The sequence below is a fragment of the Yunchengibacter salinarum genome (assembly GCF_037658235.1).
Classification (GTDB): domain Bacteria; phylum Pseudomonadota; class Alphaproteobacteria; order Sphingomonadales; family Kordiimonadaceae; genus Yunchengibacter; species Yunchengibacter salinarum.
The window spans coordinates 36,264-60,580 of sequence record NZ_JBBJLN010000004.1 but is presented as its reverse complement, the minus strand read 5'-3'; the positions used below and the strand labels follow the sequence as shown (position 1 = coordinate 60,580).

General features: G+C 64.0%; 24 protein-coding genes. 2 read left to right on the top strand and 22 right to left on the bottom strand.

All coding sequences use genetic code 11. The features are described from left to right. Window positions 1-89: 89 nt before the first annotated feature. From WGH93_RS05260 to WGH93_RS05195, 14 genes are all read right to left on the bottom strand, one after another. A complete protein-coding gene (locus WGH93_RS05260; protein WP_374763818.1) occupies window positions 90-2,177 on the bottom strand; it encodes a sodium-translocating pyrophosphatase in 2,088 nt (695 codons plus the stop codon). A gap of 202 nt (window positions 2,178-2,379) precedes the next feature. Then, a complete protein-coding gene (locus WGH93_RS05255; protein WP_374763817.1) occupies window positions 2,380-2,904 on the bottom strand; it encodes a hypothetical protein in 525 nt (174 codons plus the stop codon). Between the two features lie 31 nt (window positions 2,905-2,935). Then, window positions 2,936-3,910, bottom strand: a complete 975-nt coding sequence (gene thiL / locus WGH93_RS05250; RefSeq protein ID WP_374763816.1) for a thiamine-phosphate kinase — start codon at window positions 3,908-3,910, stop codon at window positions 2,936-2,938. Between the two features lie 33 nt (window positions 3,911-3,943). Further along, on the bottom strand, window positions 3,944-4,414 hold the full coding sequence (gene nusB / locus WGH93_RS05245) for a transcription antitermination factor NusB (RefSeq protein ID WP_374763815.1): 471 nt from the start codon (window positions 4,412-4,414) through the stop codon (window positions 3,944-3,946). Then, entirely contained in the window at window positions 4,411-4,860 is a 450-nt protein-coding gene (locus WGH93_RS05240; RefSeq protein WP_374763814.1) for a 6,7-dimethyl-8-ribityllumazine synthase, read from the bottom strand. Before WGH93_RS05240 ends, nusB begins: the two co-directional genes overlap by 4 nt. A gap of 3 nt (window positions 4,861-4,863) precedes the next feature. After that, a complete protein-coding gene (gene ribB, locus WGH93_RS05235) occupies window positions 4,864-5,991 on the bottom strand; it encodes a 3,4-dihydroxy-2-butanone-4-phosphate synthase (protein ID WP_374763813.1) in 1,128 nt (375 codons plus the stop codon). 6 nt (window positions 5,992-5,997) lie between these two features. After that, window positions 5,998-6,612 carry a riboflavin synthase gene (locus WGH93_RS05230; protein WP_374763812.1) on the bottom strand — a complete coding sequence of 205 codons (615 nt, stop codon included), beginning with the start codon at window positions 6,610-6,612 and terminating at the stop codon, window positions 5,998-6,000. Window positions 6,613-6,616: 4 nt separating this feature from the next. Then, window positions 6,617-7,732 (bottom strand): bifunctional diaminohydroxyphosphoribosylaminopyrimidine deaminase/5-amino-6-(5-phosphoribosylamino)uracil reductase RibD, encoded by a 1,116-nt coding sequence (gene ribD, locus WGH93_RS05225; RefSeq protein ID WP_374763811.1) that lies wholly within the window; start codon window positions 7,730-7,732, stop codon window positions 6,617-6,619. Beyond that, window positions 7,732-8,256 carry a transcriptional regulator NrdR gene (gene nrdR / locus WGH93_RS05220; RefSeq protein ID WP_374763810.1) on the bottom strand — a complete coding sequence of 175 codons (525 nt, stop codon included), beginning with the start codon at window positions 8,254-8,256 and terminating at the stop codon, window positions 7,732-7,734. Before nrdR ends, ribD begins: the two co-directional genes overlap by 1 nt. A gap of 24 nt (window positions 8,257-8,280) precedes the next feature. Then, entirely contained in the window at window positions 8,281-9,567 is a 1,287-nt protein-coding gene (glyA, locus tag WGH93_RS05215) for a serine hydroxymethyltransferase (protein ID WP_374763809.1), read from the bottom strand. Between the two features lie 19 nt (window positions 9,568-9,586). After that, window positions 9,587-10,024 (bottom strand): ribose 5-phosphate isomerase B, encoded by a 438-nt coding sequence (gene rpiB / locus WGH93_RS05210; RefSeq protein ID WP_374763808.1) that lies wholly within the window; start codon window positions 10,022-10,024, stop codon window positions 9,587-9,589. A 155-nt stretch (window positions 10,025-10,179) separates the two neighbouring features. Continuing rightward, window positions 10,180-10,386, bottom strand: a complete 207-nt coding sequence (locus tag WGH93_RS05205) for a DUF6898 family protein (protein ID WP_374763807.1) — start codon at window positions 10,384-10,386, stop codon at window positions 10,180-10,182. 8 nt (window positions 10,387-10,394) lie between these two features. Further along, the gene (gene hemA / locus WGH93_RS05200; protein WP_374763806.1) at window positions 10,395-11,630 is read right to left on the bottom strand and encodes a 5-aminolevulinate synthase; all 1,236 of its coding nucleotides are present in this window, start codon (window positions 11,628-11,630) and stop codon (window positions 10,395-10,397) included. 162 nt (window positions 11,631-11,792) lie between these two features. Then, window positions 11,793-12,272 (bottom strand): MarR family winged helix-turn-helix transcriptional regulator, encoded by a 480-nt coding sequence (locus WGH93_RS05195; protein ID WP_374763805.1) that lies wholly within the window; start codon window positions 12,270-12,272, stop codon window positions 11,793-11,795. Between the two features lie 177 nt (window positions 12,273-12,449). Here WGH93_RS05195 and hemB point away from each other — a divergent pair, with 177 nt between their 5' ends. After that, complete coding sequence (gene hemB / locus WGH93_RS05190; protein WP_374763804.1) at window positions 12,450-13,442, top strand: porphobilinogen synthase; 993 nt, start codon at window positions 12,450-12,452, stop codon at window positions 13,440-13,442. On the opposite strand, the gene WGH93_RS05185 is transcribed toward hemB, so the two are convergent. The 6 genes from WGH93_RS05185 to WGH93_RS05160 form a co-directional block, all read right to left on the bottom strand. Further along, on the bottom strand, window positions 13,400-14,113 hold the full coding sequence (locus WGH93_RS05185) for a C-type lectin domain-containing protein (RefSeq protein ID WP_374763803.1): 714 nt from the start codon (window positions 14,111-14,113) through the stop codon (window positions 13,400-13,402). The two genes, hemB and WGH93_RS05185, sit on opposite strands and share 43 nt — an antisense overlap. Window positions 14,114-14,206: 93 nt before the next feature. Continuing rightward, the gene (locus WGH93_RS05180; protein WP_374763802.1) at window positions 14,207-14,959 is read right to left on the bottom strand and encodes an RNA methyltransferase; all 753 of its coding nucleotides are present in this window, start codon (window positions 14,957-14,959) and stop codon (window positions 14,207-14,209) included. Next, window positions 14,959-16,290 carry a cysteine--tRNA ligase gene (gene cysS / locus WGH93_RS05175; protein ID WP_374763801.1) on the bottom strand — a complete coding sequence of 444 codons (1,332 nt, stop codon included), beginning with the start codon at window positions 16,288-16,290 and terminating at the stop codon, window positions 14,959-14,961. Before cysS ends, WGH93_RS05180 begins: the two co-directional genes overlap by 1 nt. Before the next feature lie 20 nt (window positions 16,291-16,310). After that, window positions 16,311-17,645: a glutamate--tRNA ligase gene (gltX, locus tag WGH93_RS05170; RefSeq protein ID WP_374763800.1), complete on the bottom strand. Its 1,335-nt coding sequence runs from the start codon at window positions 17,643-17,645 to the stop codon at window positions 16,311-16,313. Between the two features lie 50 nt (window positions 17,646-17,695). Then, the gene (locus WGH93_RS05165; RefSeq protein ID WP_374763799.1) at window positions 17,696-19,372 is read right to left on the bottom strand and encodes an NAD+ synthase; all 1,677 of its coding nucleotides are present in this window, start codon (window positions 19,370-19,372) and stop codon (window positions 17,696-17,698) included. Window positions 19,373-19,565: 193 nt separating this feature from the next. Continuing rightward, window positions 19,566-20,939 carry a class II 3-deoxy-7-phosphoheptulonate synthase gene (locus WGH93_RS05160; RefSeq protein ID WP_374763798.1) on the bottom strand — a complete coding sequence of 458 codons (1,374 nt, stop codon included), beginning with the start codon at window positions 20,937-20,939 and terminating at the stop codon, window positions 19,566-19,568. A 271-nt stretch (window positions 20,940-21,210) separates the two neighbouring features. Here WGH93_RS05160 and WGH93_RS05155 point away from each other — a divergent pair, with 271 nt between their 5' ends. Continuing rightward, window positions 21,211-21,885 (top strand): HAD-IA family hydrolase, encoded by a 675-nt coding sequence (locus WGH93_RS05155; protein WP_374763797.1) that lies wholly within the window; start codon window positions 21,211-21,213, stop codon window positions 21,883-21,885. Between the two features lie 48 nt (window positions 21,886-21,933). Here the strand turns inward: WGH93_RS05155 and WGH93_RS05150 are convergent, their stop codons facing one another. Beyond that, a complete protein-coding gene (locus tag WGH93_RS05150) occupies window positions 21,934-22,986 on the bottom strand; it encodes a nucleotidyltransferase family protein (protein WP_374763796.1) in 1,053 nt (350 codons plus the stop codon). Continuing rightward, on the bottom strand, window positions 22,983-24,311 hold the full coding sequence (locus WGH93_RS05145; RefSeq protein WP_374763795.1) for an HprK-related kinase A: 1,329 nt from the start codon (window positions 24,309-24,311) through the stop codon (window positions 22,983-22,985). The genes WGH93_RS05150 and WGH93_RS05145 overlap by 4 nt, the downstream gene beginning before the upstream one ends. Between the last annotated feature and the right edge of the window lie 6 nt (window positions 24,312-24,317).

Genomic DNA, 24,317 nt, shown 5'->3' with positions numbered 1-24,317 from the left:
CTCTCAAGGCGCCCTTTTATGGATGACACAAAAAGACCCCGGCGCCAGCGCGGCGCCGGGGTTTTCGTTTATTCGCCCGGTTGGCGGGCTTAGTGGGCCAGGATGGCCAGCAGCAGCAGGGCCACGATATTGGTGATCTTGATCATGGGGTTCACCGCAGGCCCCGCGGTGTCTTTATAGGGGTCGCCTACCGTATCACCGGTAATGGCCGCCTTGTGCGCGTCCGACCCCTTGCCGCCATGGTGGCCGTCTTCGATATATTTCTTGGCATTATCCCAGGCGCCACCACCGGCAGTCATGGACAGGGCCACGAACAGCCCGCTTACAATGACACCCAGCAACAGGGCGCCCAGCGCGGCAAAAGCGGCCCCATCACCGCCCACCAGCCGGACGAGGAAGAACACCGCCACCGGCGCCACCACGGGCAACAGGCTGGGCACCACCATTTCACGGATTGCCGTTTTGGTCAGCAGGTCCACGCTGCGGGCGTAATCGGGCCGCTCGCTGCCATCCATGATGCCGGGTTTGTCACGGAACTGGTTGCGCACTTCCTGAACCACTTCCGCCCCGGCCCGGCCAACAGCGGTCAGGCCCAGGGCACCGAACAGGTATGGCAGCAGCGCGCCCAGCAGAAGGCCGACGACCACATAGGGATTGGCAAGCGAGAAATCCACAACCACATCGGAGAAGTATGTCGCCAGATCAGCGGTATAGGCGCTGAACAGCACCAGCGCCGCCAGCCCGGCGGACCCGATGGCATAGCCTTTGGTAATGGCCTTTGTGGTGTTGCCCACGGCATCCAGTGCGTCTGTCTTTTCCCGCACATCCGCGTCCAGCCCTGCCATCTCGGCAATGCCGCCCGCATTATCGGTAACAGGGCCGAAGGCATCTAGCGCCACCACCATGCCCGCCAGCGCCAGCATGGCCGTGGCGGCAAAGCCCAGGCCAATCACACCCGCCAGATTATAGGCGCCGATAATGCCCACACAGATGACAATGGCGGGCAGCGCGGTGGATTCCAGCGATATGGCCAGCCCCTGAATCACATTGGTGGCGTGGCCGGTTTCGGATGCCTTGGCGATGGACCGCACCGGGCGGAATTCCGTACTGGTGTAATATTCCGTGATCCAGATAATGAAGCCCGTCACCAGAAGGCCGATAACGCCGGAAAAATACAGGTCATAGCCAGTGAACCGCATGTCCCTGGAGATGAACTGGCCGGCGAGATCCCCGCCGAGCGCCCAGTGCAACGCGCCATAGATAAAGACGAGCGATAGCAGCGCCGTGACCAGAAAGCCCTTGTACAGCGCCCCCATGATGGATTGCTTGCGCCCCAGCCGCACAAAGAAGGTGCCGATGATGGATGCAATGATGCAGACCCCGCCGATCAACAGCGGCAAGGCCATGATGGTCACGGCCCCCGCATCGATGAACAGGGCGGCCAGCACCATGGTGGCGCCCACCGTGACCACATAGGTCTCGAACAGGTCGGCGGCCATGCCGGCACAGTCGCCCACATTGTCGCCCACATTGTCGGCGATCACGGCGGGGTTGCGGGGGTCATCCTCCGGGATGCCCGCTTCGATCTTGCCCACAAGGTCGGCGCCCACATCCGCCCCCTTCGTGAAGATGCCGCCGCCCAAACGGGCAAAGATGGAAATGAGCGAGGCCCCGAAGCCAAGCGCCACCAGTGAGTCGATCACGGTGCGGCCCGTGGGGTCATATCCCAGGCTGAAAGTCAGCACCGTATAGTATCCCGCCACCGCCAGCAGGGCGAGGCCCGCCACCAGAAGCCCGGTCACCGCCCCGCTCTGGAACGCGATGGTCAGGCCCTTTTGCAGGCTGGTGCGGGCGGCCTCGGCGGTGCGCACATTGGCTTTTACCGAAATCAACATGCCGATATAGCCCGCCGCGCCGGACAGCACCGCCCCGATCACGAAACCGACCGCGGCAAACACGTTCAGCACGAGCACCAGCAGGATGGTGACCACCACGCCCACCAGCGCGATGGTCTTGTATTGCCGGTTCAGATAGGCACGCGCGCCTTCCTGAATGGCACCGGCAATTTCCTGCATACGCTCGGAACCAGCGCTGTTGGCCAGCACGCGCGCCCGCGTGACAAGGCCATAAAGTACAGCCAGCAGGCCGCACCCGATGACGACTGCGAGTATGGTCATGGAACCTCCCCCATTTCCCCAACTTGAAAAAGAGCCAGGTGCCCGGCCACGGGCCGGAACACCGGGGAAGGCGCCCCCTCTCCCAAGGCCCCTTTCCCCGAAAAAAGCCTACGGAGTGTGGCAATTGGACGCAAGGCAGGAAATGACGGCGGGCGCTGAGGATGTGCCCGATGCGTTTCGGGCAAGGGGGTATGCTGGATTGTCAGCCGGGCATCCGAACGGCGTTGATCACCTCAACGGAATGAATCAGTTTCTCCGAAAGAAGTGCATTCACTTCTGCCTTGAGAAGGTCGGCCACCTTATTGGTGTCCAACTCCACCTGGGAACCGTCCTTCATCACGTCATGATTGGTCAGAACCGTGATCATGCGATGCTGGATGCGGGCGGTACGCGCTTCCACCCGTGCTTTGTGGCCTTCCCCGTCCACGATCATGTCAACATCGATGAAATAATTACCGGCGAACCGGCTGTTGCCATTGCGGCGGGTATAGACAGGCACACTGATCCGCCGGAACTGCACGGCCACGGGATTGTCCGGCCCTTCCGGTTCCGCCGGTTTTGCCGTTTCCTCGCTGGTGCTTTTGTCGGGAGTCTTGCCACCCCCCGCCAGCCCAAGCTGGGCAAAGGCGATATAGCCGCCCCCAATACCAATGGCGAGGCCCACCAAAATACCCAGAATAATCAGCATCTTGGTATTCGGGCCGCTGTGCAGCTCCTGTTCGGACATGGGGCCTCTCCGGGCTCAGGGGATATGCATTTCAGAAATGGCGATAGCCGATGGTGTCAGTTTGCATCACCGCGCCGCTGCGATCAAGCAGGCGCACGGTGGGGCCGTCCGTTTCCACGCTGTGCTCCAGTTCACCGATATCGGTAAGCTGAATGCCAAGTGCTACCCCGGCCCGCATGAAATCAGGGGCCTTTTCCGGGCGTACCGCCAGAAGCGGGGTATAGTCATCGCCGCCAGACAAGAGCGCCAACAGGTCTTCAGGGTGATCATCCAGGTGCGCGCGCGCCGCATCCGAAAACGGGATCAGGCCCACATGAAGGCTGGCGCTTTCGCCGCTGGCGCGGGCCAGATGGGCGCTGTCCGCCAGCAGGCCATCGGAAATATCCACCCCGGCGCAGGCCATGCTGGCTATGGCACCAGCCAGCGCCACAGGCGGACAGGGGCGTTGATAGGCGGCAAGCAGGGCATCACCGGGCGCCGCGCCTTTTTCAAAGCGCTTCAGGGCAAGCGCGGCATCGCCTATCGTTCCCGCCAGAATCAGCCTGTCCCCGTCCCGCCCGCCTTGCCTGCGAACGCCCGTACCGCTTTCCGGCGCGCCGAAGGCGGTGATGGTGATGGTGGTCGGCCCCGTGATCACGGTGGTATCCCCGCCCACAAGCGACGCGTTGAAAAAGGCGCCCGCCTCCGCCAGCCCGGCGGTGAAGCTCTGCATATAGGCGTCGGCATTGTCCCGGTCACGCTCGCCAAGGGCCAGCGCCAGTGTGTAACGGCAGTGCCCCACCCCCTTTGCCAGAAGGTCGGACACATTCACCGCCAGCGCTTTCCAGGCCACGCGATCCGGTGGGTCCTCGCCGCGGAAATGGGTGCCGCAACTGATGGTGTCCGTGGTCATCACGAGCGGCGCCGAGCCATCCACCACCATGAAGGCGGCATCGTCCGTCAATCCCAGGCCCGCTTCATCGGCAAGCGGGGCAAAATAGCGGTGTATCAGCTCAAATTCGTCCAATCGGTCCTCGTCTGGCGCTCGGCGGCACGCGCTTCAGCGCACGTCCCTGGCAATGCGATCCAGCACACCATTGACGAAGCGCGCTTCCGCCCGCTCCACAAAGGCATGGGCCACATCCACATATTCAGTGATCACAACGGCGGTGGGCACATCGGGCCGCGCCAGCAATTCATAGGCGCCCGCGCGCAGAACGGCCCGGATCAGACGCTCCAGCCGATCCAGCGGCCAGTCCGCGCTCAGGGTGTCACTGAGAAGGGGGTCGATCTCGGCGCGGCGCCCCCAGGCGCCTTCCACAATGTCCCGGAACAGGTCGGAATCCGCCTCCACATACTGCTCGCCCTCGATCTCAGCGCCGAGACGGTGGCTGATATATTCCTGAATTGCCGTGGTGGGCTTCAGGTCCGGGTCCATCTCAAGCTGGTAAAGCGCCTGCACCGCCGCAAGCCGGGCGGCGCTACGCGGCCCGCCCTGTTGGCCGCCGCCTTTTCGCGCGGTTGCGTTCATGCCGATTCCCCAAAAAAGCGCTGCTTCAAGGCAGCCATGGCCATGGCCGCCTCGGCGGCATCGCGGCCCTTGTTTTTTTGCGCCCGATCGGCACGCGCCCAGGCCTGTTCACGATTTTCCACCGTCAGGATACCATTGCCCAGCGCCACATTGGAGAACAGCGCAATATCCATCAGGCCACGGGCGGATTCGCCACACACATAATCATAATGGCTGGTTTCACCCCGGATCACGCAGCCCAATGCCACATAGGCATCGAAATGCTCCAGATCGCCATCCTCGGCCATCTGGATCGCCGCAGGTATTTCCAGCGCGCCGGGCACCTGCACCCGCTCCACGGTGCCGCCAGCGGCTTCCACCGCGGCAATGGCACCCGCCGCCAGTTCATCGGCAATATCGTCATAAAAGCGTGCCTCGACGATCAGCACGCGCATCGCATTGGACATGATCTATCCCTTTTGGCCGTCGGCGAACCGGGTGGTCGCCGGGATCGGGCGCTGTTCTACAATGTCCAGGCCGAAACCTTCAAGGCCGATCACATGGCTGGGCGTGTTGGACAGCAGAATCATGTTGCGCACGCCCAGATCCCGCAGGATTTGCGCGCCGATGCCATAATCCCGAAGCGCGCCATCGCCGCCCCTGCCAGTGCCTTCTTCCAGCAGTGTGCTGGGCCGCTCCGCCATCATGCCGGGCAGCAGCACCAGAACACCGCGCCCTTCGGCCTCGATACAGTCCATGGCCCTTTGCAACTGACCGCTGCGGGGGCTGTCCTGGCCGAGAATATCCTCGAACGGGTTGAGCGCGTGCATCCGCACCGGCACCGGCGCGGTGCCCGAAACATCCCCCAGCACCAGCGAGACGGTTTCACGATTATCAGCATCCGCCCGGTGGACGGCCAGTTGCCAGTCTATGCCGCTGGCACGGGTAAAGGGCGCGGTGGTCACGCGCGTTACCATATGGTCATGCTTGAGGCGGTAAGCGATCAGATCCCGGATGGTGGCCACCTTCAGGTCGTGATCGCGCGCCACTTTGACCAGATCGGGCAGGCGCGCCATGGTGCCGTCATCATTCATGATCTCGCAGATCACGGCGCTGGGGTTGAGCCCGGCAAGGCGGGCAATGTCCACCGACGCCTCCGTATGCCCTGCGCGCACCAGAACACCCCCATCCCGCGCCTGAAGCGGGAACACATGGCCCGGCGTGGCGATATCGTGTTTACCCTTGGTGGCATCGATCGCCACGGCAATGGTGCGCGCCCGGTCGGCGGCGGAAATCCCGGTGGTGACGCCCGTGCGGGCCTCGATCGAAACGGTGAAAGCGGTCTGGTGCCGGCTTTCATTATGGCTGGCCATCAGGGGCAGGCCCAGTGCCTCGATGCGTTCCGCCGTCAATGTAAGGCAGATCAGCCCCCGGCCATGCTTGGCCATGAAATTCACCGCATCGGGCGTGGCCATCTGGGCTGGAATGACCAGATCGCCCTCATTCTCCCGGTCCTCATCGTCCACCAGAATGAACATGCGCCCGTTTCGGGCGTCGGCGATCACATCCTCGATCGGTGACAAAAAGCGTTCCGACACGATACGTCAGCCCCTTTCCCTGAGCCGCGCCACATAGCGCGCAAGCACATCAAGTTCCACATTTACCCGATCCCCCGCCTTTGTGGCACGGAAGGCCGTTACCTCCCGCGTGTGGGGAATCATGTTGATACTGAATACGGTGGCCTCTGCGCGGTCCTCCACCGTGTTGACGGTCAGGGACACGCCGTCCAGCGACACGCTGCCCTTGGGCGCGATCAGGGCGCCCGATGCAGCGGGAATAACCACATCCATTCTCATGCTGTCGCCCACGGGCTCCCACACCTCGATGGTGCCCACACAGTCCACATGGCCCGCCACGATATGGCCGCCAAGCTCATCCCCCACCTTCAGGGACCGTTCCAGATTGACCAGGCTGCCTTCCCGCCAGCCCCCAAGCGCGGTGACCCGCAGCGTTTCGGCGGACACATCCGCGGCAAACCACGCTGCCTCAGCGCCGGGGCCGCTTTTATCCACCACGGTCAGGCAGACCCCGGAACAGGCAATGGACGCGCCGATCTCCAGCCCGGTCAGGTCCTGCCCGGTGGCGATGCGAAGGCGGGTATCGCCGCGTTGCTCCACTGAAAGCACGCGGCCCACATCGGTGACAATGCCGGTAAACACGGGGTTATTCCTCCCTCGTCATGGTCCATTTCAGGTCTTTGCCGATCGTCGCGGGCGGTGTGCCCGTGAAGGTGGGGGCGCCGTCCAGATTGGCAAGGCCCAGCGGGCCCACCACGGGTCGTCCATCCGCCCCGATCACCTTCGGCGCCTGATACTGCACCAGATGATCCACCAGACCGGCCTGAATGACACTGGCCACAAGCGTTCCGCCGCCTTCCACCAGCAGGCGGGTAATGCCACGTTCCGCCAGATGCGCCAGAACGGTTCTGATGTCGCGGGTGTCCGGCACGGAGATGATATCCACTCCGGCGGGCATGGCGAGGCGGGCCGTCGCCACATCCTTTCGGGGTGCATCCGTGATCACCCAGGTGGGTACCTGCCCCGCCGTCTGCGCCAATCCACTGTTCACAGGCAGTCGCAAGCGGCTGTCCATCACCACGCGCACCGGGCTGTAGGGTGTGCGCCGCGGCAGGCCCGGCAGACGGCAGGTGAGCGCCGGGTCATCCTGAAGCACGGTTTCGGACCCCACCATGATGGCATCATGGTGAAGCCGCAAGCGGTGGCCGTCCTGGCGCGCCTGCGGCCCCGTGATCCACTGGCTTTCGCCGGACGACAGCGCGATGCGCCCATCCAGGCTGGATGCCAGCTTGCAGGTAACCAGTGGCCGGTTTTCCGTTTTGGTCAGGAAAAAACCCCGGTTGAGCGCCGTGGCCTCCGCCGCCAGCACGCCCTTGCTCGCGGCGATTCCGGCGGCGATGAAGCGATCCTCACCCTGGCTCCGCATATCGGGGTTGGGGTCGTCCACGGCAAAGACCAGCCGGGCGATGCCCGCCTCCACCAGTGCCTCCGCGCAGGGGCCGGTCTGCCCTTCATGGGTGCAGGGCGCCAGCGTCACATAGGCCGTGGCGCCGCGGGCGGCTTCCCCCGCCCGGTCCAGCGCCACCCGCTCCGCGTGTGGGCGCCCCGCCTCGGCGGTGACACCGGCGGCGATAAGCCGCCCATCCTTCACCAAAACGCATCCCACGCTCGGATTGGGCGCGGTGAGCCCCAGCCCCTGTTCGGCCAGCGCCAAAGCGTGGCGCATCCAGCGCACATCCTCTCCCGATGGGGCGGCGGGCATTACATGTCTCCGTCGGAGCAATGGGAAACGGGCTGTGTGGCGGTCAGGCCCTCGATCACTTCTTCCCTGGTGACCACGCTGCCCAGACCACCCAGGAATTTCTCGAAATCGGATGCTTCCCGGAAATTGCGATACACGCTGGCATAGCGCACATAGGCCACCTGATCCAGCGAGGCGAGCCCCTCCATCACCAGGCGACCGATCTCGTCGGACGGCACGTCGCCATCCCCGGTACTTTCCAGTTGCCGCACAATGCCATTGATCATGCGCTCCACATGATCCGGGTCCACCGGGCGTTTGCGCAGCGCGATGGACAGCGAGCGCTCCAGCTTGTCCCGGTCAAAAGGCGCACGGCGGCCATTTTTCTTCACCACGGTCAGTTCACGCAGTTGCACCCGCTCAAAAGTGGTGAAGCGGGCGCCGCAACCGGGGCAGAACCGCCGCCGACGGATGGCGGATCGGTCCTCGGTGGGCCGCGAATCCTTTACCTGGGTATCTTCATGGCTGCAAAACGGACACCGCATGGCCCCCTCCCCCCTGTTTCGGCGTCAGCGGTAAATGGGGAACTGCGCGCACAGGTCCGCCACCCGGCCACGCACATCCTGCTCCACCGCCGTATTGCCGGAGTCGCCATTTTCCTTGAGCCCGTCCAGCACTTCAGTCATCCAATCCGCAACCTGCCGGAATTCCGCTTCCGTGAACCCGCGCGTGGTGGCGGCGGGGGAGCCGACCCGGATACCCGATGTGACGAAGGGCTTTTCCGGGTCAAAGGGCACGCCATTCTTGTTGCAGGTGATTCCGGCGCGTTCCAGCGCGGCATCCGCCGCCTTGCCGGTCAGGCTCTTGGGGCGCAGGTCCACCAGCGCCAGATGAGTATCCGTGCCGCCGGAAACGATATCGAAGCCGTTTTCCTTCAAGCGGTTCGCCAGCACCTGAGCGTTAGCGATCACCTGGCTGGCATAGGTACGGAAGCTGTCGTCCAACGCCTCGTGAAACGCCACGGCCTTGGCCGCGATCACATGCATGAGCGGGCCGCCCTGCAAGCCGGGAAAGATCGCGGAATTGACCTTTTTCGCCAGTTTTTCGTCATTGGTGAGGATCATGCCGCCACGCGGGCCGCGCAGGGTCTTGTGCGTGGTGGTGGTAACGATATGCGCATGGGGAAAGGGGCCGGGATGCGCCTTGCCCGCCACCAGGCCGGAGAAATGCGCCATATCCACCATCAGCCATGCGCCCACTTCGTCGGCGATGGCACGGAAGCGGGCAAAGTCGATCTGGCGCGGATAGGCGGAACCGCCCGCAATGATCAATTCTGGCTTGTGCTCCCGTGCCAGGCGCGCCACTTCGTCAAAGTCGATCAGGCCGTCTTCCCGACGCACACCATATTGCACCGCATTGAACCATTTGCCGGACAGGGCCGGCGGGGCACCGTGGGTCAGATGGCCGCCCGCATCCAGGGACATGCCCATGACCGTCGCCCCCGGCTGCAACAGCGCCAGCATGACCGCGCCATTGGCCTGCGCGCCCGAATGGGGCTGCACATTGGCAAAGTCGCAGTCGAACAGTTTGCAGGCCCGCTCGATGGCCAGATTTTCCGCCACATCCACGAATTCGCAGCCCTGATAATAGCGCTTGCCGGGATAGCCTTCGGCATATTTGTTGGTCAGCACCGAGCCCTGGGCTTCCATTACCGCGCGAGAGGCAAGATTCTCCGAAGCGATCAACTCAATCTGGGTTTGCTGCCGGTGCAGTTCCCGATCAATGGCGCCCTGGATTTCCGGGTCCGTCTCGGCGATCGGACGGTCGAATGCGCGACGTTCAGGTGCATGGTTCATGGCGATCTCCCTGCCCCGGTCAGAGCTTGGCCACGCGATCCGCGTGGCGCCCGCCTTCGAACGGGGTTTCCAAAAAGGTGAACAGACAGTCTTCCGCCACGGCGGGGCCGATCAGGCGGGCGCCGAGGCTCAGTACATTGGCATCATTGTGTTCCCGCGACAGCCGGGCGCTCACATGGTCGTGAACCGTGGCGGCCCGCACGGCGGGAAAGCGATTGGCGGCGATGGCAATACCGATTCCGCTGCCGCATACGATCACGCCGCGGCCCGCCTTGCCTTCGGTAATGGCGCGCCCCATGGCGGCCCCGTAATCGGGATAATCCACCCGGTCCTCGCTATGGGTGCCCAGGTCGATCACGGCATATCCCGCCGCTTCCAGCGCGCCGCGAAGCTGCTCCTTCAGGGCAAAGCCCGCATGATCGCTGGCAAGAGCGACGGATTCGGTAATGGTGGTCATGGTTCTAGCCCCCACAGTCCTGATGGCTGCCGACAGCCCCGGCGGGCCGAACGGATCATCGTCTGGCCACGGGTCTAACCCATTTTTATGCCCCGATGAAACGCTTAAGTGACCCCCTTGGCGGGCAACCACAAAAATCGGACGGAAAATCCCCGTCAGCGCCGACCGCGCGGGGACTCCGCCGCCTTTTTCGCCTTCACCCGCTCCAGCTTGCGCGCGGCAATGGTGCGCAGAGTGTTATCGCTCGCCATGGCATCGCCCACAATGCTCACCTCAACACCGGTGCGGGTGCAAATGGCGCTGACCTTCACATAAAGCCCCCGGGGAATGAACTCGAAAATGATTCCGCCCCGCTCTTCCATGCCCTACCTCAGGAAACCGCGCTGATGGCGCCCGGATTGCGCGGCAGGCCATGGCGCTCCCACACGGTTTCCAGCGCGCGGATCAGGTCGTCCATCGCGGCATCGCCGTGATAGGGGCCGGGCGTGAAGCGCAGGCGCTCGGTCCCGCGCGGGACGGTTGGGAAATTGATCGGCTGCACATAAATGCCGAATTCGTCCAGGAGATCATCCGATACCTGCTTGCACAGAACCGGATCGCCCACGAACAGTGGCACGATATGGCTCTGCGAGTCCATGACCGGCAGCCGGGATGCAGCCATTTCGGCCTTGAGCCGGGCCGCCCGCTCCTGATGGGCGGCGCGCTCCGCGTCCGACTGGCGCAGATGGCGGATGGAGGCCAGCGCACCAGCCGCCAGCACCGGGCTCAGCGCCGTTGTGAAAATAAAGCTGGAAGCATAGGAGCGGATCACATCCACCAGAGCCTGCGAACTGGCGATATATCCGCCCATCACGCCAAAAGCCTTGCCGAGTGTGCCCTCTATCACGGTGAGGCGATGCGCCACGCCGTCCCGCTCCGCCACGCCGCCGCCCTGATGGCCATACATGCCCACAGCGTGCACTTCGTCCAGATAGGTCATGGCGCCGTACTTGTCCGCCAGGTCGCAGATGCGGCCAATGGGGGCGATGTCCCCGTCCATGGAATAAACGGATTCAAAGGCGATCAGCTTCGGCGCGGCCGGGTCCGCCGCTGCCAGAAGCTCTTCCAGATGATCCAGATCATTATGGCGGAAGATATGCTTTTCCGCGCCGCTGCCGCGAATACCCTGAATCATGGAGGCATGGTTCAGCGCATCGGAAAAAACGATGCAGCCCGGCAGCACCCGCGCCAGGGTGGAAAGGGTCGCTTCGTTGGAGATATAGCCGCTGGTGAACAGCAGCGCCGCTTCCTTGCCGTGCAGCTCCGCCAGTTCCTGTTCCAGCAGCACATGATAATGGTTGGTACCGCTGATATTGCGCGTGCCGCCCGCGCCCGCGCCGGTTTCATCCAGCGCCTTGTGCATGGCATCCAGCACATCCGGGTGCTGGCCCATGCCCAGATAATCGTTCGAGCACCAGACCGTGACGGTTTTCGCATTGTCGCCCGCATCATAGCGGTGCGCACGGGGATAGTTCCCGCGTTCCCGCTTGATATCGGCAAACACACGATAGCGGCCTTCCCGCTGGATGGCCTCGATAGCGTCTGCGAAAACCTTTTCGTAATCCATGGACTCTCTCTGTGTTAGGCGCACAGCATAAACCGCCGGTCCCGGCCCCGGCAAGCGGGGAGACCCGATCAGTGTGATCGCTTCAGGCCCCGGTTTCGCGCCCACATGAATAGGGACACTGCCGCGCCGGGTCCAGAGTTGTTTTGTCGCACAGGCTCCGGCCTAGAGGCCGAAATGCAGTTTGTCCGACCAGAAACGCTCCAGATTGCGCAGATTGCGGCGCAAAACCTTGAGGTCTTCGCTGGACATCAGTTCGTCCGCCAGTAATTCATCAAGCTGCTGCATGTACAATTCGTCGATTACATCGCGCACGGCGCGGCCCTCGTCGGTCAGGGAAATGCGCACGGCGCGCCGGTCATAGTCGCTGCGTTCATGGGACAGATAGCCCATTTCCACCAGCTTCTTGAGATTATAGGACACGTTGGAACCCTGATAATAGCCGCGGGATTTCAGCTCCCCCGCTGTCAGGTCGCTTTCGCCGATATTATAGAGCAACAGCGCCTGCACCGGGTTCAGGTCTTCCCGGCCCACCCCTTCGAGATGCTTCTTGAGCACGTCCAGCAAACGCCTGTGAAGGCGCTCCACCAGCGACAGGATGTCGAGAAAAAGGAATTTCGGCTCGTCGAAGGTATATGTGGTCATGGCCCCTGCCCTCAATTGTTACCTTTTGGCTTGCCTGCGAGTGTGCCACCGCATCTCCTAAGGCTTGGTTAAACCAAATTGCCGAAAATTTCATGCTTTTTTCTCGACAGACAGGGCCCGCTTCCATAATCGAAAAGGGTGGATTACCCTGCTTCGCCTGACAAAAAAGGAGACTCCATGGCCATGCGCTTTCCCCACACCCGCCTGCGCCGGACCCGCGCCCATGACTGGTCCCGCCGCCTCGTGCGTGAAAGCCGCCTGAGTGTGGACGACCTGATCTGGCCGCTTTTCGTGCGTGACGGCGAAGGAGAGCGGGAACCGGTTCCCTCCATGCCCGGCGTGGCGCGACTGAGCATCGACCTGCTTGTGACTGAAGCCAGAAAGGCAAGGGATCTGGGCATTCCCCTGATCGCGCTGTTTCCCAACACGCCATCCGATCGCCGCAGCGAACGGGGCGATGAAGCACTCAACAGCGACAATCTGGTGAACCGCGCCCTGCGCGCGGTGCGGGATGCGGTGCCCGATATCGGCCTGATGGCCGATGTGGCGCTGGACCCCTATACCAGCCACGGGCAGGACGGGCTGGTGGAAGATGGCCGGATTCTTAATGACGAAACCGTGGGCGTTCTGGTGCAGCAGGCAGTGTTGCAGGCCGAAGCCGGGGCGGACGTGATCGCACCCAGCGACATGATGGATGGCCGCGTCGGGGCCATTCGCACGGAACTGGACAAGGCCGGGCACCAGCATGTGCAGATCATGGCCTATAGCGCCAAATATGCGTCGGCCTTTTACGGGCCGTTCCGGGATGCCGTGGGCAGCGGCGGTGTGCTGAAGGGGGACAAGAAAACCTATCAGATGGACCCGGCCAATCTGGAAGAGGCCCTGCGCGAAGTGGCCATGGATATTGACGAGGGCGCCGACTGCGTGATGGTCAAACCCGGTATGCCCTATCTGGATGTGGTCCATGCGGTACGCGCACGGTTCGGGGTTCCCACCTTCGCCTATCAGGTGTCCGGCGAATACGCCATGATGATGGCGGCCCATGAACGGGGCTGGCTGGATGCGGACAGCGCCTTTCTGGAAGCGCTGGGTGCCTTCAAGCGCGCGGGCGCCAGCGGCATATTGAGCTATTTCGCGCCGCGCGCGGCGGAATTGCTGTCCGGGGATTGATCGCCGCTATCACGGTCCTCCCCCTGCCCTTCGCCGCCCTTCTCCTGGTCTGCGCCAGTGTCCGGCTGGTCCGGGTCCGATTCCGGGTCTTGCTGCGGGAATTCCACCAGCATCAGCCGCTGATTGGCGTTTGAGCGGGTGACACGCCAGCGGGTGCCGAATTCGCTCGGCTCGTAAAACACCGGCAGCCGGGTCCCCTCCGGGGCGCGGTCACACAGCGTGCGTGCCTGTTCGCGGGCGCCGGCTGCCCAGGCACGAAAGGGGGATTGTGACAGCGGTTCCCCGCTCACCCATTGAAATTCGATCCCGCGCCCGCATTCGCCCACAAGGCCGATCCAGGCCGGGGCGCTGCGCAAAACCGGAAATTCCACCATCAGGAAATAGTGGGTGTCCGCCTGCTTGATGCGCGCCAACTGGCCCGGCACGCCCTTGTACTCATAGCCCGGCACCATGGCCGATGCGTGGCGCCAGCTATAGGGCTGCGGGCCATAGAACTCAAAAAGCTGGAAATAACTGCCGCTGGTGGGGTCCTGAACGGCCTGCCCCCGCGGTTTGGCCACTGCGGTCCCCGTGGAATCCACCCCCTGCCCCACTGCGCCGGATGACAATGCCATGCCGACGGCAAAAAAGGCCGCGATCAACAGACTTGTCAGGCGTGGAATGGCGTGCATACCCGTTTCCTTTGCACCAACCCGGTACATCATGGTCGGATCGGTAGGCTACAGTGTGAACCCCCAAAGCTAAACTGCGGCTGAACGGACTTGTCAACGCTCGGGCCGTGGGCGCACCAGTGTCTTGATGATCCCACGCCATGTCTGCACTTCCTGGCGGGTGAAGCGGCCACTTTGCAGCAGATTGCGCAACATGCGCCGCTGTGTGTCCCGCCGGTCCACGCTGCGATAAAAGCCGCGCGGCACCAGCTCCGCTTCCAGATGCGCCATGAGGCCGTCCAGTTCGTCCTTGGTGGCCACCTCCCGCTCACTGGCGCCCGGTGTCGCCGCCAGGTCTCTGCGATGGCGGGAAACATCATAGGCCACCAGAATCACCGCCTGCGCCAGATTGAGGCTGCCAAAGGCCGGGTTCACCGGCACGGTCAGAACCCGATCCGCATGGCTCACCTCGTCATTGTCGAGCCCCGCGGATTCCCGCCCGAACAACACCGCGGATCGGCCACCCCCGCTGGCGGCTGTGGCCATGTGAACGGCTGCTTCTTCCGCCGTGACCACGGGCTTGGACATGGCGCGGCTGCGCACCGTGCTGGCATAGACATGGGCACAGTCCGCCACCGCATCCGCCACGCAGGTGAACACCCGCGCCTGATCCAGCACACTGTCGGCCCCGCTGGCGGCGGGGCGTGCGCTTTCATTGGGCCAGCCGTCGCGCGGCGCCACAAGGCGCATGTCGGTAAGGCCGAAATTCAGCATGGCGCGCGCCGCCTTGCCGATATTCTCGCCAAGCTGCGGGCGCACCAGCACAATGGCGGGGCCCGTGGACGTGTCTGGTGCGACGGCGCCCATCAGTCCGCCCGGCGCCAGGTGGTGCCATTGGCGCCGTCCTCCAGCGCCACGCCTTTTGCCAGCAGATCATCGCGGATCCGGTCCGCGCGGGCAAAGTTCCGGTCCCGGCGCGCCTGATTGCGCTCTTCGATGGCGGCGTCGATGGTGGCCACGTCCAGCCCTTCCGGCGCGGCCTGAAACCAGTGCGCGGCGTCCTGATTCAGAAAGCCCATAAACTGTGCCCCGGCCTTGAGCTGATCGGCGGTTTCCGGCCTGGCCAACGCATCCAGGGCGGCAATGGCCTCCGGCGTGTTCACGTCCTGCGCCAGCGCCGCAAGCACGCTTTCCGGCACGGTGGGCGCCGCCTCCACGCCGTCGGTCAGCCGGTACCAGCGATCCAGATGGCGGCGCTGTTCCGACAGCGACTCCATCGAAAAATCAACGGGCTGGCGATAATGGGCTGCCAGCAACACCATGCGGATCGCCTCGCCCGCATGATCCTTCAGCAGATCGCGCACGGTGTGGAAATTCCCCAGCGACTTGGACATCTTCTCGCCCGCCACTGTCAGATAGCCATTGTGCATCCAGGTGCGCACAAAGGGCTTGTCATGGGCGCACTGGCTCTGGGCGATCTCGTTTTCATGGTGGGGGAAGATCAGGTCCTGGCCGCCGCCATGAATGTCAATGGTGTCGCCCAGATGCTTTTCGATCATGCAACTGCATTCCAGATGCCAGCCGGGGCGCCCCCGCCCCCATGGGCTGCCCCAGCCGGGCTGATCGTCGCTTGATGGCTTCCACAGCACGAAATCCGCCGGATTGCGCTTATAGGGTGCCACTTCCACGCGGGCGCCCGCTTCCAATTCGTCCTGGCTGTGCCGCGACAGGGCGCCATAATCCGGCATGGAGGAGATGTCGAACAGCACATGCCCTTCCGCCTCATAGGCGTGACCCTTTTCGATCAGGGTGCGGATCATGGCGATCATCTGCGGCAGATGCTCGGTCGCCCTGGGCTCTAGGTCCGGCATCAGGGTTCCCAGGGCGGCCATGTCCTCCCGGTAGGCATCCGCGAAACGCCGGGTGAGCGCCTTCACGCTCTCCCCCGCTTCCGCCGCGCGCTCCATGATCCTGTCGTCAATATCGGTGATATTGCGGGCATAGGTCACATGATCCGATCCGTAAACCTGCCGCAAAAGGCGGTAAAGCACATCGAACACCACCACGGGGCGGGCATTGCCGATATGGGCAAAATCATACACGGTGGGGCCGCAGACATAGAGCCGCACATTGGCCGGATCACCGGGTACGAAAGGCTCCCGCCTGCGGGTGAGCGTGTTGTAAAAGGCCAGTTCCATAACGTGCCCCAGATCCTCGATTAACGTTCCTCGCCCGCCAGCCGGGCCAACACCTTGTCCCGCCCGATCAGGGGCAGGATCGCGGCCATGTCCGGCCCATGACTCTGGCCCGTCAGCGCCTGGCGCAGCGGCATGAACAGGCCACGGCCCTTGGCGCCGGTTTCTTCCTTGATGGCATCGGTCCACTGTTTCCAGCTTTCGGCCGTGAGCGGGCCATCAGGCAGCAGATCCCGGCAACGGGCGATGTGCTCCGCGTCCTCGATCACCGGTGTCACCGGGCCCTGAATGAGCCTGTGCCAGTCACCGGCTTCATCCACACGGGCCAGGTTTTCCCGCACGGCAAGCCAGAAATCCCGGTCCACGCCTTCCGGCAGGCGGTCCCGCACCGCGTCATAGGGCATTTCATGAACGATACGGGCATTCAGCTTTTCCGTATCCTTCGGGTCCAGCCGGGCGCTGGCGCGGGAGAATTTGGCGAAATCGAACCCTTCGATCAGCGGCGTGATTTCGCTTTCCGCCTTCACCGGCTCGCTGCTGCCAAGGCGGGCCAGGTGGGAAAGCACCGCCATGGGCTCCAGCCCCGCTTCCTCGCGCACGTCCTCGATCGCCATGGCGCCGGTGCGCTTGGACAACCCCTCTCCCTTCGCGCCGGTCAGCAGCGCGAAATGGGCCATGGCGGGCGCTGTGCCGCCCACCGCCTCGAAAATCTGCATCTGCACGGCGGAATTGGTCACATGATCCTCCCCGCGCACGATATGGGTGATGCCATAATCCACATCATCCACCACGCTGGGCAGGGTATAAAGATATGAGCCATCCTCCCGGATCAGGATGGGATCGGACACGCTGGCCAGATCGATGGAGACATCACCCCGGATCAGGTCCGTCCACCGGGCGCGGGCGGGCGTGTTCAGCTTGAAGCGCCAATGGGGCCGACGGCCCTCGGCCTCATAGGCAGCCCTATCGTCATCGGACAGGGCCAGCGCCGAGCGGTCATAGACCGGCGGCTTGCCCCGCCCCATCTGAATCTTGCGCTTCATGTCCAGCTCTTCCGCCGTTTCATAGCAGGGATAGAGCCGCCCTTGTGCCTTCAGCTTTTCCACCACCGCATCATAACGGGCGAACCGGTCGCTCTGGTTGAAGGTATCGTCCCAGGTCAGCCCCAGCCAGGTCAGATCGCGCTTGATCGCCTCTTCATGGGCCTTGCTGGACCGTTCCCGATCCGTGTCATCGATGCGCAGAATGAACGTGCCGCCCTGCTGGCGCGCGAACAGCCAGTTGATCAGGGCCGCGCGAATATTGCCCACATGCAGCTTGCCTGTGGGGCTGGGGGCAAAACGTACCGTAACCGTCATCTGGGAAATCCCCGTTGTTTCAAATTGCCAACCCGGCAAAGATTCTGGCGTTAGGCCGGGCGCTGGCCGGTTCGATAGGCATTGACCAGTGGATAGCGCCGGTCACGCCCGAAATTGCGCCGGGAGACTTTCGTGCCCGGCGGCGCCTGATGGCGCTTGTACTCGGCCATGTACAGCAGCTTTTCCACCCGCGCAAGGTCGTCCCGGTCAAAGCCCCTGTCCGCCAGGTCGGCGACGCTGGCTTCCTCGTCCACAAGGCCGCGCAGCATGGCATCCAGCACATCATAGGGCGGCAGGCTGTCTTCATCCTTCTGGTCCGCACGCAGTTCAGCGCTGGGCGGCTTGGAAATCACCCGCTCCGGCATAACCGGCCCGTCCGGCCCCAGAAGGCCATCGGGCCGGTGCCCGTTGCGCCAGCGACAAAGCGCCATCACCTCGGTCTTGTACACGTCCTTGATGGCATTGAAGCCGCCATTCATGTCGCCATAGAGCGTGGCATAGCCCACCGCCAGTTCCGACTTGTTGCCGGTGGACAGCACCATGTGCCCGAAACTGTTGGACAGCGCCATCAGCACCACGCCCCGCAGTCGGGACTGGATGTTTTCATCCGTAACGCCTCTCTCGGCGCCCGCCAGCACATCGCCGAGCATGGTGTTCATGGCCTCCACACCCGGCTCGATCGTCACCGTGTCGCAGCGGATGCCCAGCAGGTCGGCCACGGCGGCCGCGTCCTCAAGGCTTTCAGCGCTGGTGTAGCGGGATGGCATCATCACCGCCCGCACCCTGTCGGCGCCCAGCGCATCCACCGCGATGGCGGCGGCCAGCGCGCTGTCGATACCGCCGGAAAGGCCCAGCACCACACCGGGAAAGCCGATCTTGGTCACATAATCACGCAGGCCCAGCACCAGCGCGTAGTACATGGCCTCATCCCCGTCCGGCTGATAGCCACTGAGCCGGGTTGCCACGCTCCAGCCGTCGTCCGTGCGGTCAAAGGCTACCACGCACCCGCCGCTGTCCCAGGCATCCAGCCGAACGGGCATATGGTCCGCGCCATCCGTGACGAAACTGGCCCCGTCGAACACAAGCTGGTCCTGCCCTCCCACCTGATTGCAGAACACCAGCGGCACGCCGCCCGCTTCCCGGCTGCGGTCATGGGCATGGGCTTCGCGCTCCGCTTCCTTGCCCATGGTGAAAGGGCTGCATGTGGGCACCAGCAGCATATCCACGCCCGAGCGCCCCAGCGCCGTGGCACAGTGCGGCAGCCACATATCCTCACAGGTCATCAACCCCAGAGACAGCCCGCGAAAGGCCACCGGTTCGGGCAACGGGCCGGGCGTGAAATGGCGCATTTCGTCAAAAACGCCGTAATTGGGCAATTCGTGCTTGGCACGCACCGCCTGAATTTCACCGTCCGCCAGCAGGATCGCCGCATTATAGAGCGTGTCGCCATCCGCCCAGGGCGCGCCAACGATCAGGCCGGGCTCCCCCTCGCCCGCGGTGATGGCGGCCAGTGCCGTCACCGCGCGGCGGGCATCCGCCACGAAAGCGGGCTTGTTCACCAGGTCTTCGGGGGGATAGCCGATCACCGACAGTTCCGGTGTCAACACCAGATCGGCGCCCGCCATCAGCCCCGCCGCATAGGCTTCCGTAATGCGCTCGCAATTGGCCTGAATGGCGCCGAGCGTGGGGGCAAGCTGTGCCAGATATAGCGTGAAACCCGCGGCCATTGGGCTGTTCTCCCGTATGTATCGACAGGGTCTGTCTGGTTCGTGTTCCGGGCCAGCCTTGTAGCCCAGCCAACAGCACACCACAAGCATATGGCTTTGTGTGAAACCGGCTTTTCCAGAACGAGAAGCGCCGCCGACGGGCTGCGTCGGCGGCGCTTTCATTCAGGGTCACATCAGGGACCGGGGCGGACCATCAGGCCGCGTGCGTGTCTTTCATCGCGTCCCGTTCCTGTTTCAGGCAGTCCGCCACCTGAAATGCCATTTCGATGGACTGCATGGCATTGAGCCGCGGGTCGCAGTGGGTGTGATAACGGCTGGCAAGCCCGTCTTCCGTGATCGCCACGGCGCCGCCGGTGCATTCGGTCACGTTCTGGCCCGTCAGTTCCAGATGAATGCCACCCGCATAGGTGCCCGCCTCCCGGTGGCAGGCAAAGACCTGCTTCACTTCGTCCAGCACACGGTCGAAGGGCCGGGTCTTGTAGCCGTTGCCGGTCTTGATGGTATTGCCGTGCATGGGATCGCAGGACCAGATCACATTGCGGCCTTCCCGCTTCACGGTTTCCAGGATGCGCGGCAGATGGTCGGCAACCTTGCCCGCGCCGAAACGGGTGATCAGGGTTAACCGGCCCGGTTCATTGCGGGGGTTGAGAATGTCGATCAGGCGCAGCAGTTCATCCGGGTCCGTGCTTGGCCCGACCTTGGAGGCGATGGGATTGGCGATCCCGCGCAGAAATTCCAGATGCGCGCCATCGATCTGCCGGGTGCGATCCCCCACCCACAGCATATGAGCCGAAGTGTCGTACCATTCGCCGCTGGTGCTATCCACGCGGGTCATGGCCTGCTCATAGCCCAGAAGCAGCGCCTCGTGCGAGGTGTAGAAGTCCGTCCCGCTCAGTTGTTGAACGCTTTCCGGGTCCACGCCGCAGGCTTCCATGAAGGCCAGCGCTTCCGAAATGCGGCTGGCCAGTTCCTGATATTTCTCGCCCGCCGCGCTCTGCTCCACGAAATCCAGATTCCAGCGGTGCACGGAATGAAGATTGGCATAGCCGCCCTGTGCGAAGGCGCGAATCAGGTTCAGGGTGGCGGCTGCCTGGCTGTAGGCTTTGAGCAGACGGTTCGGGTCCGGCTGGCGGGCGGCATCGGTGAAATCGATGCCATTGACAATATCCCCGCGATAGCTGGGCAGTTCCACGCCGTCCTTGTTTTCCATGTCGCTGGAGCGCGGCTTGGCGAACTGACCCGCCAGGCGCCCCACCTTCACCACGGGGCAACTGGCCGCGAAGGTCATCACCACAGCCATTTGCAACAGCACCCGGAAGGTGTCGCGGATATTGTTGGGGTGAAATTCGGCAAAGCTTTCCGCGCAGTCACCGCCCTGCAACAGGAACGCCCGGCCATTGGCCACATCGGCAAGCTGACTGCGCAACTGGCGCGCTTCCCCGGCGAACACGAGCGGCGGATAGCTGGACAGCTCGCTTTCCACATTGGCCAGCAGCGCCTTGTCTGGATAGTCGGGAACCTGCCGTACCGGTTTGGTCCGCCAGCTATCCGGTTTCCAGTCACTCATCGTCAACCTCAATCCTGTTTCGCGCGGCCCATGCCGAGCCTGGCGCCTCATATCTTCCAACCCATGGCCAACATACCGGCGCGATCAAACCGGTCTGCAAAATCGCGCCCCTTTAAACATGGGGCTTTTTCCATGACAAGAAAAAAGCTGCGCAAACCACCCTGAAAAAAGCAACATTGTTTCACGGGTAACGGCCCGCCTTCGGCCTTGCCAGACCATGTGGCAGCCCCTAATGCTATGGCGGAAATTGCCATGATCAAGGGACCGCACCATGCCCCACACCCCCCCGTTTCCGGCTCGCATCATCCTGCTGGACCTGGACGGCACCCTGGTTGATACCGCGCCCGACCTGCATCGGGCAACCAATCATGTGCTGGAAAGTCTGGATCGCCCGCCTGTGTCCCTGGATCAAACCCGGCATATGGTGGGTCAGGGGGCAAGAAAGCTGATCGAACTGGGGCTCAAGGCCACTGGCGGCGACAGTGATATTGGCATGGAAACCCTGCTCGATCGCTTCCTGACCTTCTACGGCGCCCATCTGAGCGAGGCCAGCACGCCCTATCCCGGTGCCCACACGCTGCTGGGCGATCTGGCGCAGGCGGGATACTGGCCGGCGGTGTGCACCAACAAGCCTGAGGGGCTGGCCCGCCGCCTGCTGGCGGAGCTGGAGCTGGACAGGCATATCCGCACCCTCAGCGGCGGGGACAGCTTCACGTTCCGCAAGCCGGACCCCCGCCACCTGAGCGAAACCGCACGGCGGCTCGGCCCCGATCCGTTCCTGCTGGTGGGCGACAGCATCAGCGATACCCGCGCCGCCACCGCCGCCAATGTGCCCTGTATCGTTGTCAGGCACGGCTATTCGGATCGCCCGCCGGAAGAACTGGGCGGCAGTTGCCTTGTGGCGCATCTGGCGGACATTCCGGCCCTGTTGCGGCCAGTCGGCTGAGGTCGGCTCATCCCCTGATCACAAGGTCGGAACTCAGGGGGTTGGAATTCAGGGGCGCAGGCGCCGGGCCAGCTTCACGGCGGCGTGCCGCGCCAGCGCCAACAAAGGCATACGCAGCCAGTGCGCCCGGCCCCACAATACCGCCGCCGCCACCCACCCGGCCAGCCGGTAACCCGGCCCGGCGCCGGGTATTGTGGCGGCAAACCGCGCGCGGGCCAGCCGGGGCACACACCGCACCGGATGGCCGGTGTGCCGCCGCCGACCAAACAGCGCCAACAGGGCCATGGCATCCTTGTGGACACGGGCAAGCCCCACCTGCTCGGCCCGCGCGGGCAGCGCCGCCCGATCTTCCGGGTCAAGGCTGTCAAACAGGTGGGCCAGTTCCAGCACGCGGCGCACCGGCGTGTCCATCTGACCATCGCCCAGATGATGAAGTGCCGCATGAAGAAACCGGTCCACCGGCGTGAAAACGCGCACATGCGCCCCGCCCCAGCCGGGCAACGGAATCGCCGCCGCCATCATGGCTTCGTGGTCCACGCGGATGCGCCCCCGGCGCGGCGTCAGCCGGAAGTGCACATCCAGCAGGGTTCCCCTTGCCTCGTGGCGCAGGGGCGGCAATTCATGCATGTGCTGGCGGTAATAATGTTGGTCATAGGCCCCGGCGGCATGGCTGTCGATCATCCAGCCCGCCGCATGAAGGGCCGCTTCCGCCCGTCGCAGGTCCGCCGGATCGACCAGTATATCCAGATCGGACACACGCCGCCCGAAGCCCGCAGCAGCGCCAAGGGCCGCATGGGCGCCGCCTTTCAGCACCACAAAGGAAACATCCTCCGGCACGAGTATCTGCGCCACCCGGTCCAGTTCAAACAGCACCATGCGCTGATCCGGCGCCACGGCGCGCATGGTCTCCGCCAATTGATCCGGTGGTACCGGCCCATGGCCACGAGCGTGCCAGGCATGGGCCGCCTCTCCCTGTGCAAACTGCTGCCCCGCCCAGTTCCAAAGCGCCGCCGCCCGTGAACCGGACCATTGGCCCTGGCCGTCTTCCGGCGCCTCCCCCATCAGAAAGGCCAGTGCTAACGGCGGCGTAACCGGCTTCATGACAAACCTTCCCCGGTTTCACTTTCAGCGCGCGCCACCAGCGCCAATGACTGATCCGCCGTGCCATAGCGCAGTTCAAAGGCCGGGGCGCCGTCCAGCAGCGCTGTCAGGGCGGTGAAGCCTTCCTCCCCTAGCCGGTCCAGATTGGGGGAGCCGGTCATCAGCCGCATCATGGCATCGGCCTTCGGCACGGGGGTCAGGCTCCCCTCGTCGCGGCCCTGCTCAAAGACCGGGAACAGCACCCGGCTGATCCGCACCGGGCGCCCGGCGTCGGCAATGTCACTGGCGCGGGGGCGGCGATAGGCAATGCGGCCCTTGGGTGTATCGTGTAGAACCGCGGACAAGGCCCCGGCCCCGACCACGGCGCGCACCACCGGGATGGACTCGTTCTTCAACGATACCGGGCGCGGATACGGGTAAACCCGGCCCGCTGCGGCGCCCAGCGCCATCAGCGCGAATTCGTCGGACAGCAGCCGATAACCCTTTTCCATCAAAAGTGCCGTCAAGGTGGATTTCCCGCCCCCGGACGTGGCCGCCAGAAGCAGGCCGGACTCGCCCCTTGCCACCACCCCCGCATGGAACAGCGCGAACCGGGCGGTACGCAACGCCACCTGAAGATTGAACGCCATTTCGATCGCCAGCGGCGCCTGTGTGCGGGGCAAAGGCACGATATCCAGCCCGCCGCCATCCAGCGGCGTAATCTGCGGCCCGGCGGGCACGCCCGGAAGGCCGCGCAGTACCCGCGCCAATCGGCCACCGCCAGAGCCCAGCCGCACATGATGATCGCAGAAGCCTGTCTCGCCATGTGGCAGGGTGTGGATCGAAACGGCGCCATAGGCATCCTGCATATGGGCAATCCCCTCCCGGAAAGGCATGGTCAGGCGCTGGCGAAACGGGCCGAGGGTCAGCACCAGGCGGCCACTGGCCAGACGGGCCGCCAGATCGTCACGGCTGAGGCTGTCCAGCCTTTGCCCACCCGGTTGCGGCGGGGCCGTTAAAGACGGCGGCGGGCCTGGCCAAAGGGGCATGGCGGGCGGCGGGATGTGCTCTGGTGCCAGCAGCCCGAAGCGGGCCAGATCCCGCACGGTACGCTCGACCAGGCTGTCGGGGCACAGGCCATCGTCCGCGCCCACAGCGGCCCGCACGCGCGCGGCCAGTGCGGGTACCGTGTCCGGCTGTTCCCGCGCCGCATCCACAATGGCAAGCGCCAGAAAGTTCAGGGCGTGCACATCCCCTGAAACCCGATGACAGGCGAAGGAAACCTCCCCCATGGCAACATGCCGCACGGGCACATCGCGGGCCGACCAGCGCACGGCTTCAGTCACCGGCAA

Coding starts and splice junctions, on each gene's coding strand:
- WGH93_RS05260 (WP_374763818.1), bottom strand. CDS start 2,177: ATGACCATACTCGCAGTCGTCATCGGGTGCGGCCTGCTGGCTGTACTT.
- WGH93_RS05255 (WP_374763817.1), bottom strand. CDS start 2,904: ATGTCCGAACAGGAGCTGCACAGCGGCCCGAATACCAAGATGCTGATT.
- nusB (WP_374763815.1), bottom strand. CDS start 4,414: ATGAACGCAACCGCGCGAAAAGGCGGCGGCCAACAGGGCGGGCCGCGT.
- WGH93_RS05240 (WP_374763814.1), bottom strand. CDS start 4,860: ATGTCCAATGCGATGCGCGTGCTGATCGTCGAGGCACGCTTTTATGAC.
- ribD (WP_374763811.1), bottom strand. CDS start 7,732: ATGCCCGCCGCCCCATCGGGAGAGGATGTGCGCTGGATGCGCCACGCT.
- nrdR (WP_374763810.1), bottom strand. CDS start 8,256: ATGCGGTGTCCGTTTTGCAGCCATGAAGATACCCAGGTAAAGGATTCG.
- glyA (WP_374763809.1), bottom strand. CDS start 9,567: ATGAACCATGCACCTGAACGTCGCGCATTCGACCGTCCGATCGCCGAG.
- rpiB (WP_374763808.1), bottom strand. CDS start 10,024: ATGACCACCATTACCGAATCCGTCGCTCTTGCCAGCGATCATGCGGGC.
- WGH93_RS05205 (WP_374763807.1), bottom strand. CDS start 10,386: ATGGAAGAGCGGGGCGGAATCATTTTCGAGTTCATTCCCCGGGGGCTT.
- hemA (WP_374763806.1), bottom strand. CDS start 11,630: ATGGATTACGAAAAGGTTTTCGCAGACGCTATCGAGGCCATCCAGCGG.
- WGH93_RS05195 (WP_374763805.1), bottom strand. CDS start 12,272: ATGACCACATATACCTTCGACGAGCCGAAATTCCTTTTTCTCGACATC.
- hemB (WP_374763804.1), top strand. CDS start 12,450: ATGGCCATGCGCTTTCCCCACACCCGCCTGCGCCGGACCCGCGCCCAT.
- WGH93_RS05185 (WP_374763803.1), bottom strand. CDS start 14,113: ATGCACGCCATTCCACGCCTGACAAGTCTGTTGATCGCGGCCTTTTTT.
- WGH93_RS05180 (WP_374763802.1), bottom strand. CDS start 14,959: ATGGGCGCCGTCGCACCAGACACGTCCACGGGCCCCGCCATTGTGCTG.
- cysS (WP_374763801.1), bottom strand. CDS start 16,290: ATGGAACTGGCCTTTTACAACACGCTCACCCGCAGGCGGGAGCCTTTC.
- gltX (WP_374763800.1), bottom strand. CDS start 17,645: ATGACGGTTACGGTACGTTTTGCCCCCAGCCCCACAGGCAAGCTGCAT.
- WGH93_RS05165 (WP_374763799.1), bottom strand. CDS start 19,372: ATGGCCGCGGGTTTCACGCTATATCTGGCACAGCTTGCCCCCACGCTC.
- WGH93_RS05160 (WP_374763798.1), bottom strand. CDS start 20,939: ATGAGTGACTGGAAACCGGATAGCTGGCGGACCAAACCGGTACGGCAG.
- WGH93_RS05155 (WP_374763797.1), top strand. CDS start 21,211: ATGCCCCACACCCCCCCGTTTCCGGCTCGCATCATCCTGCTGGACCTG.
- WGH93_RS05150 (WP_374763796.1), bottom strand. CDS start 22,986: ATGAAGCCGGTTACGCCGCCGTTAGCACTGGCCTTTCTGATGGGGGAG.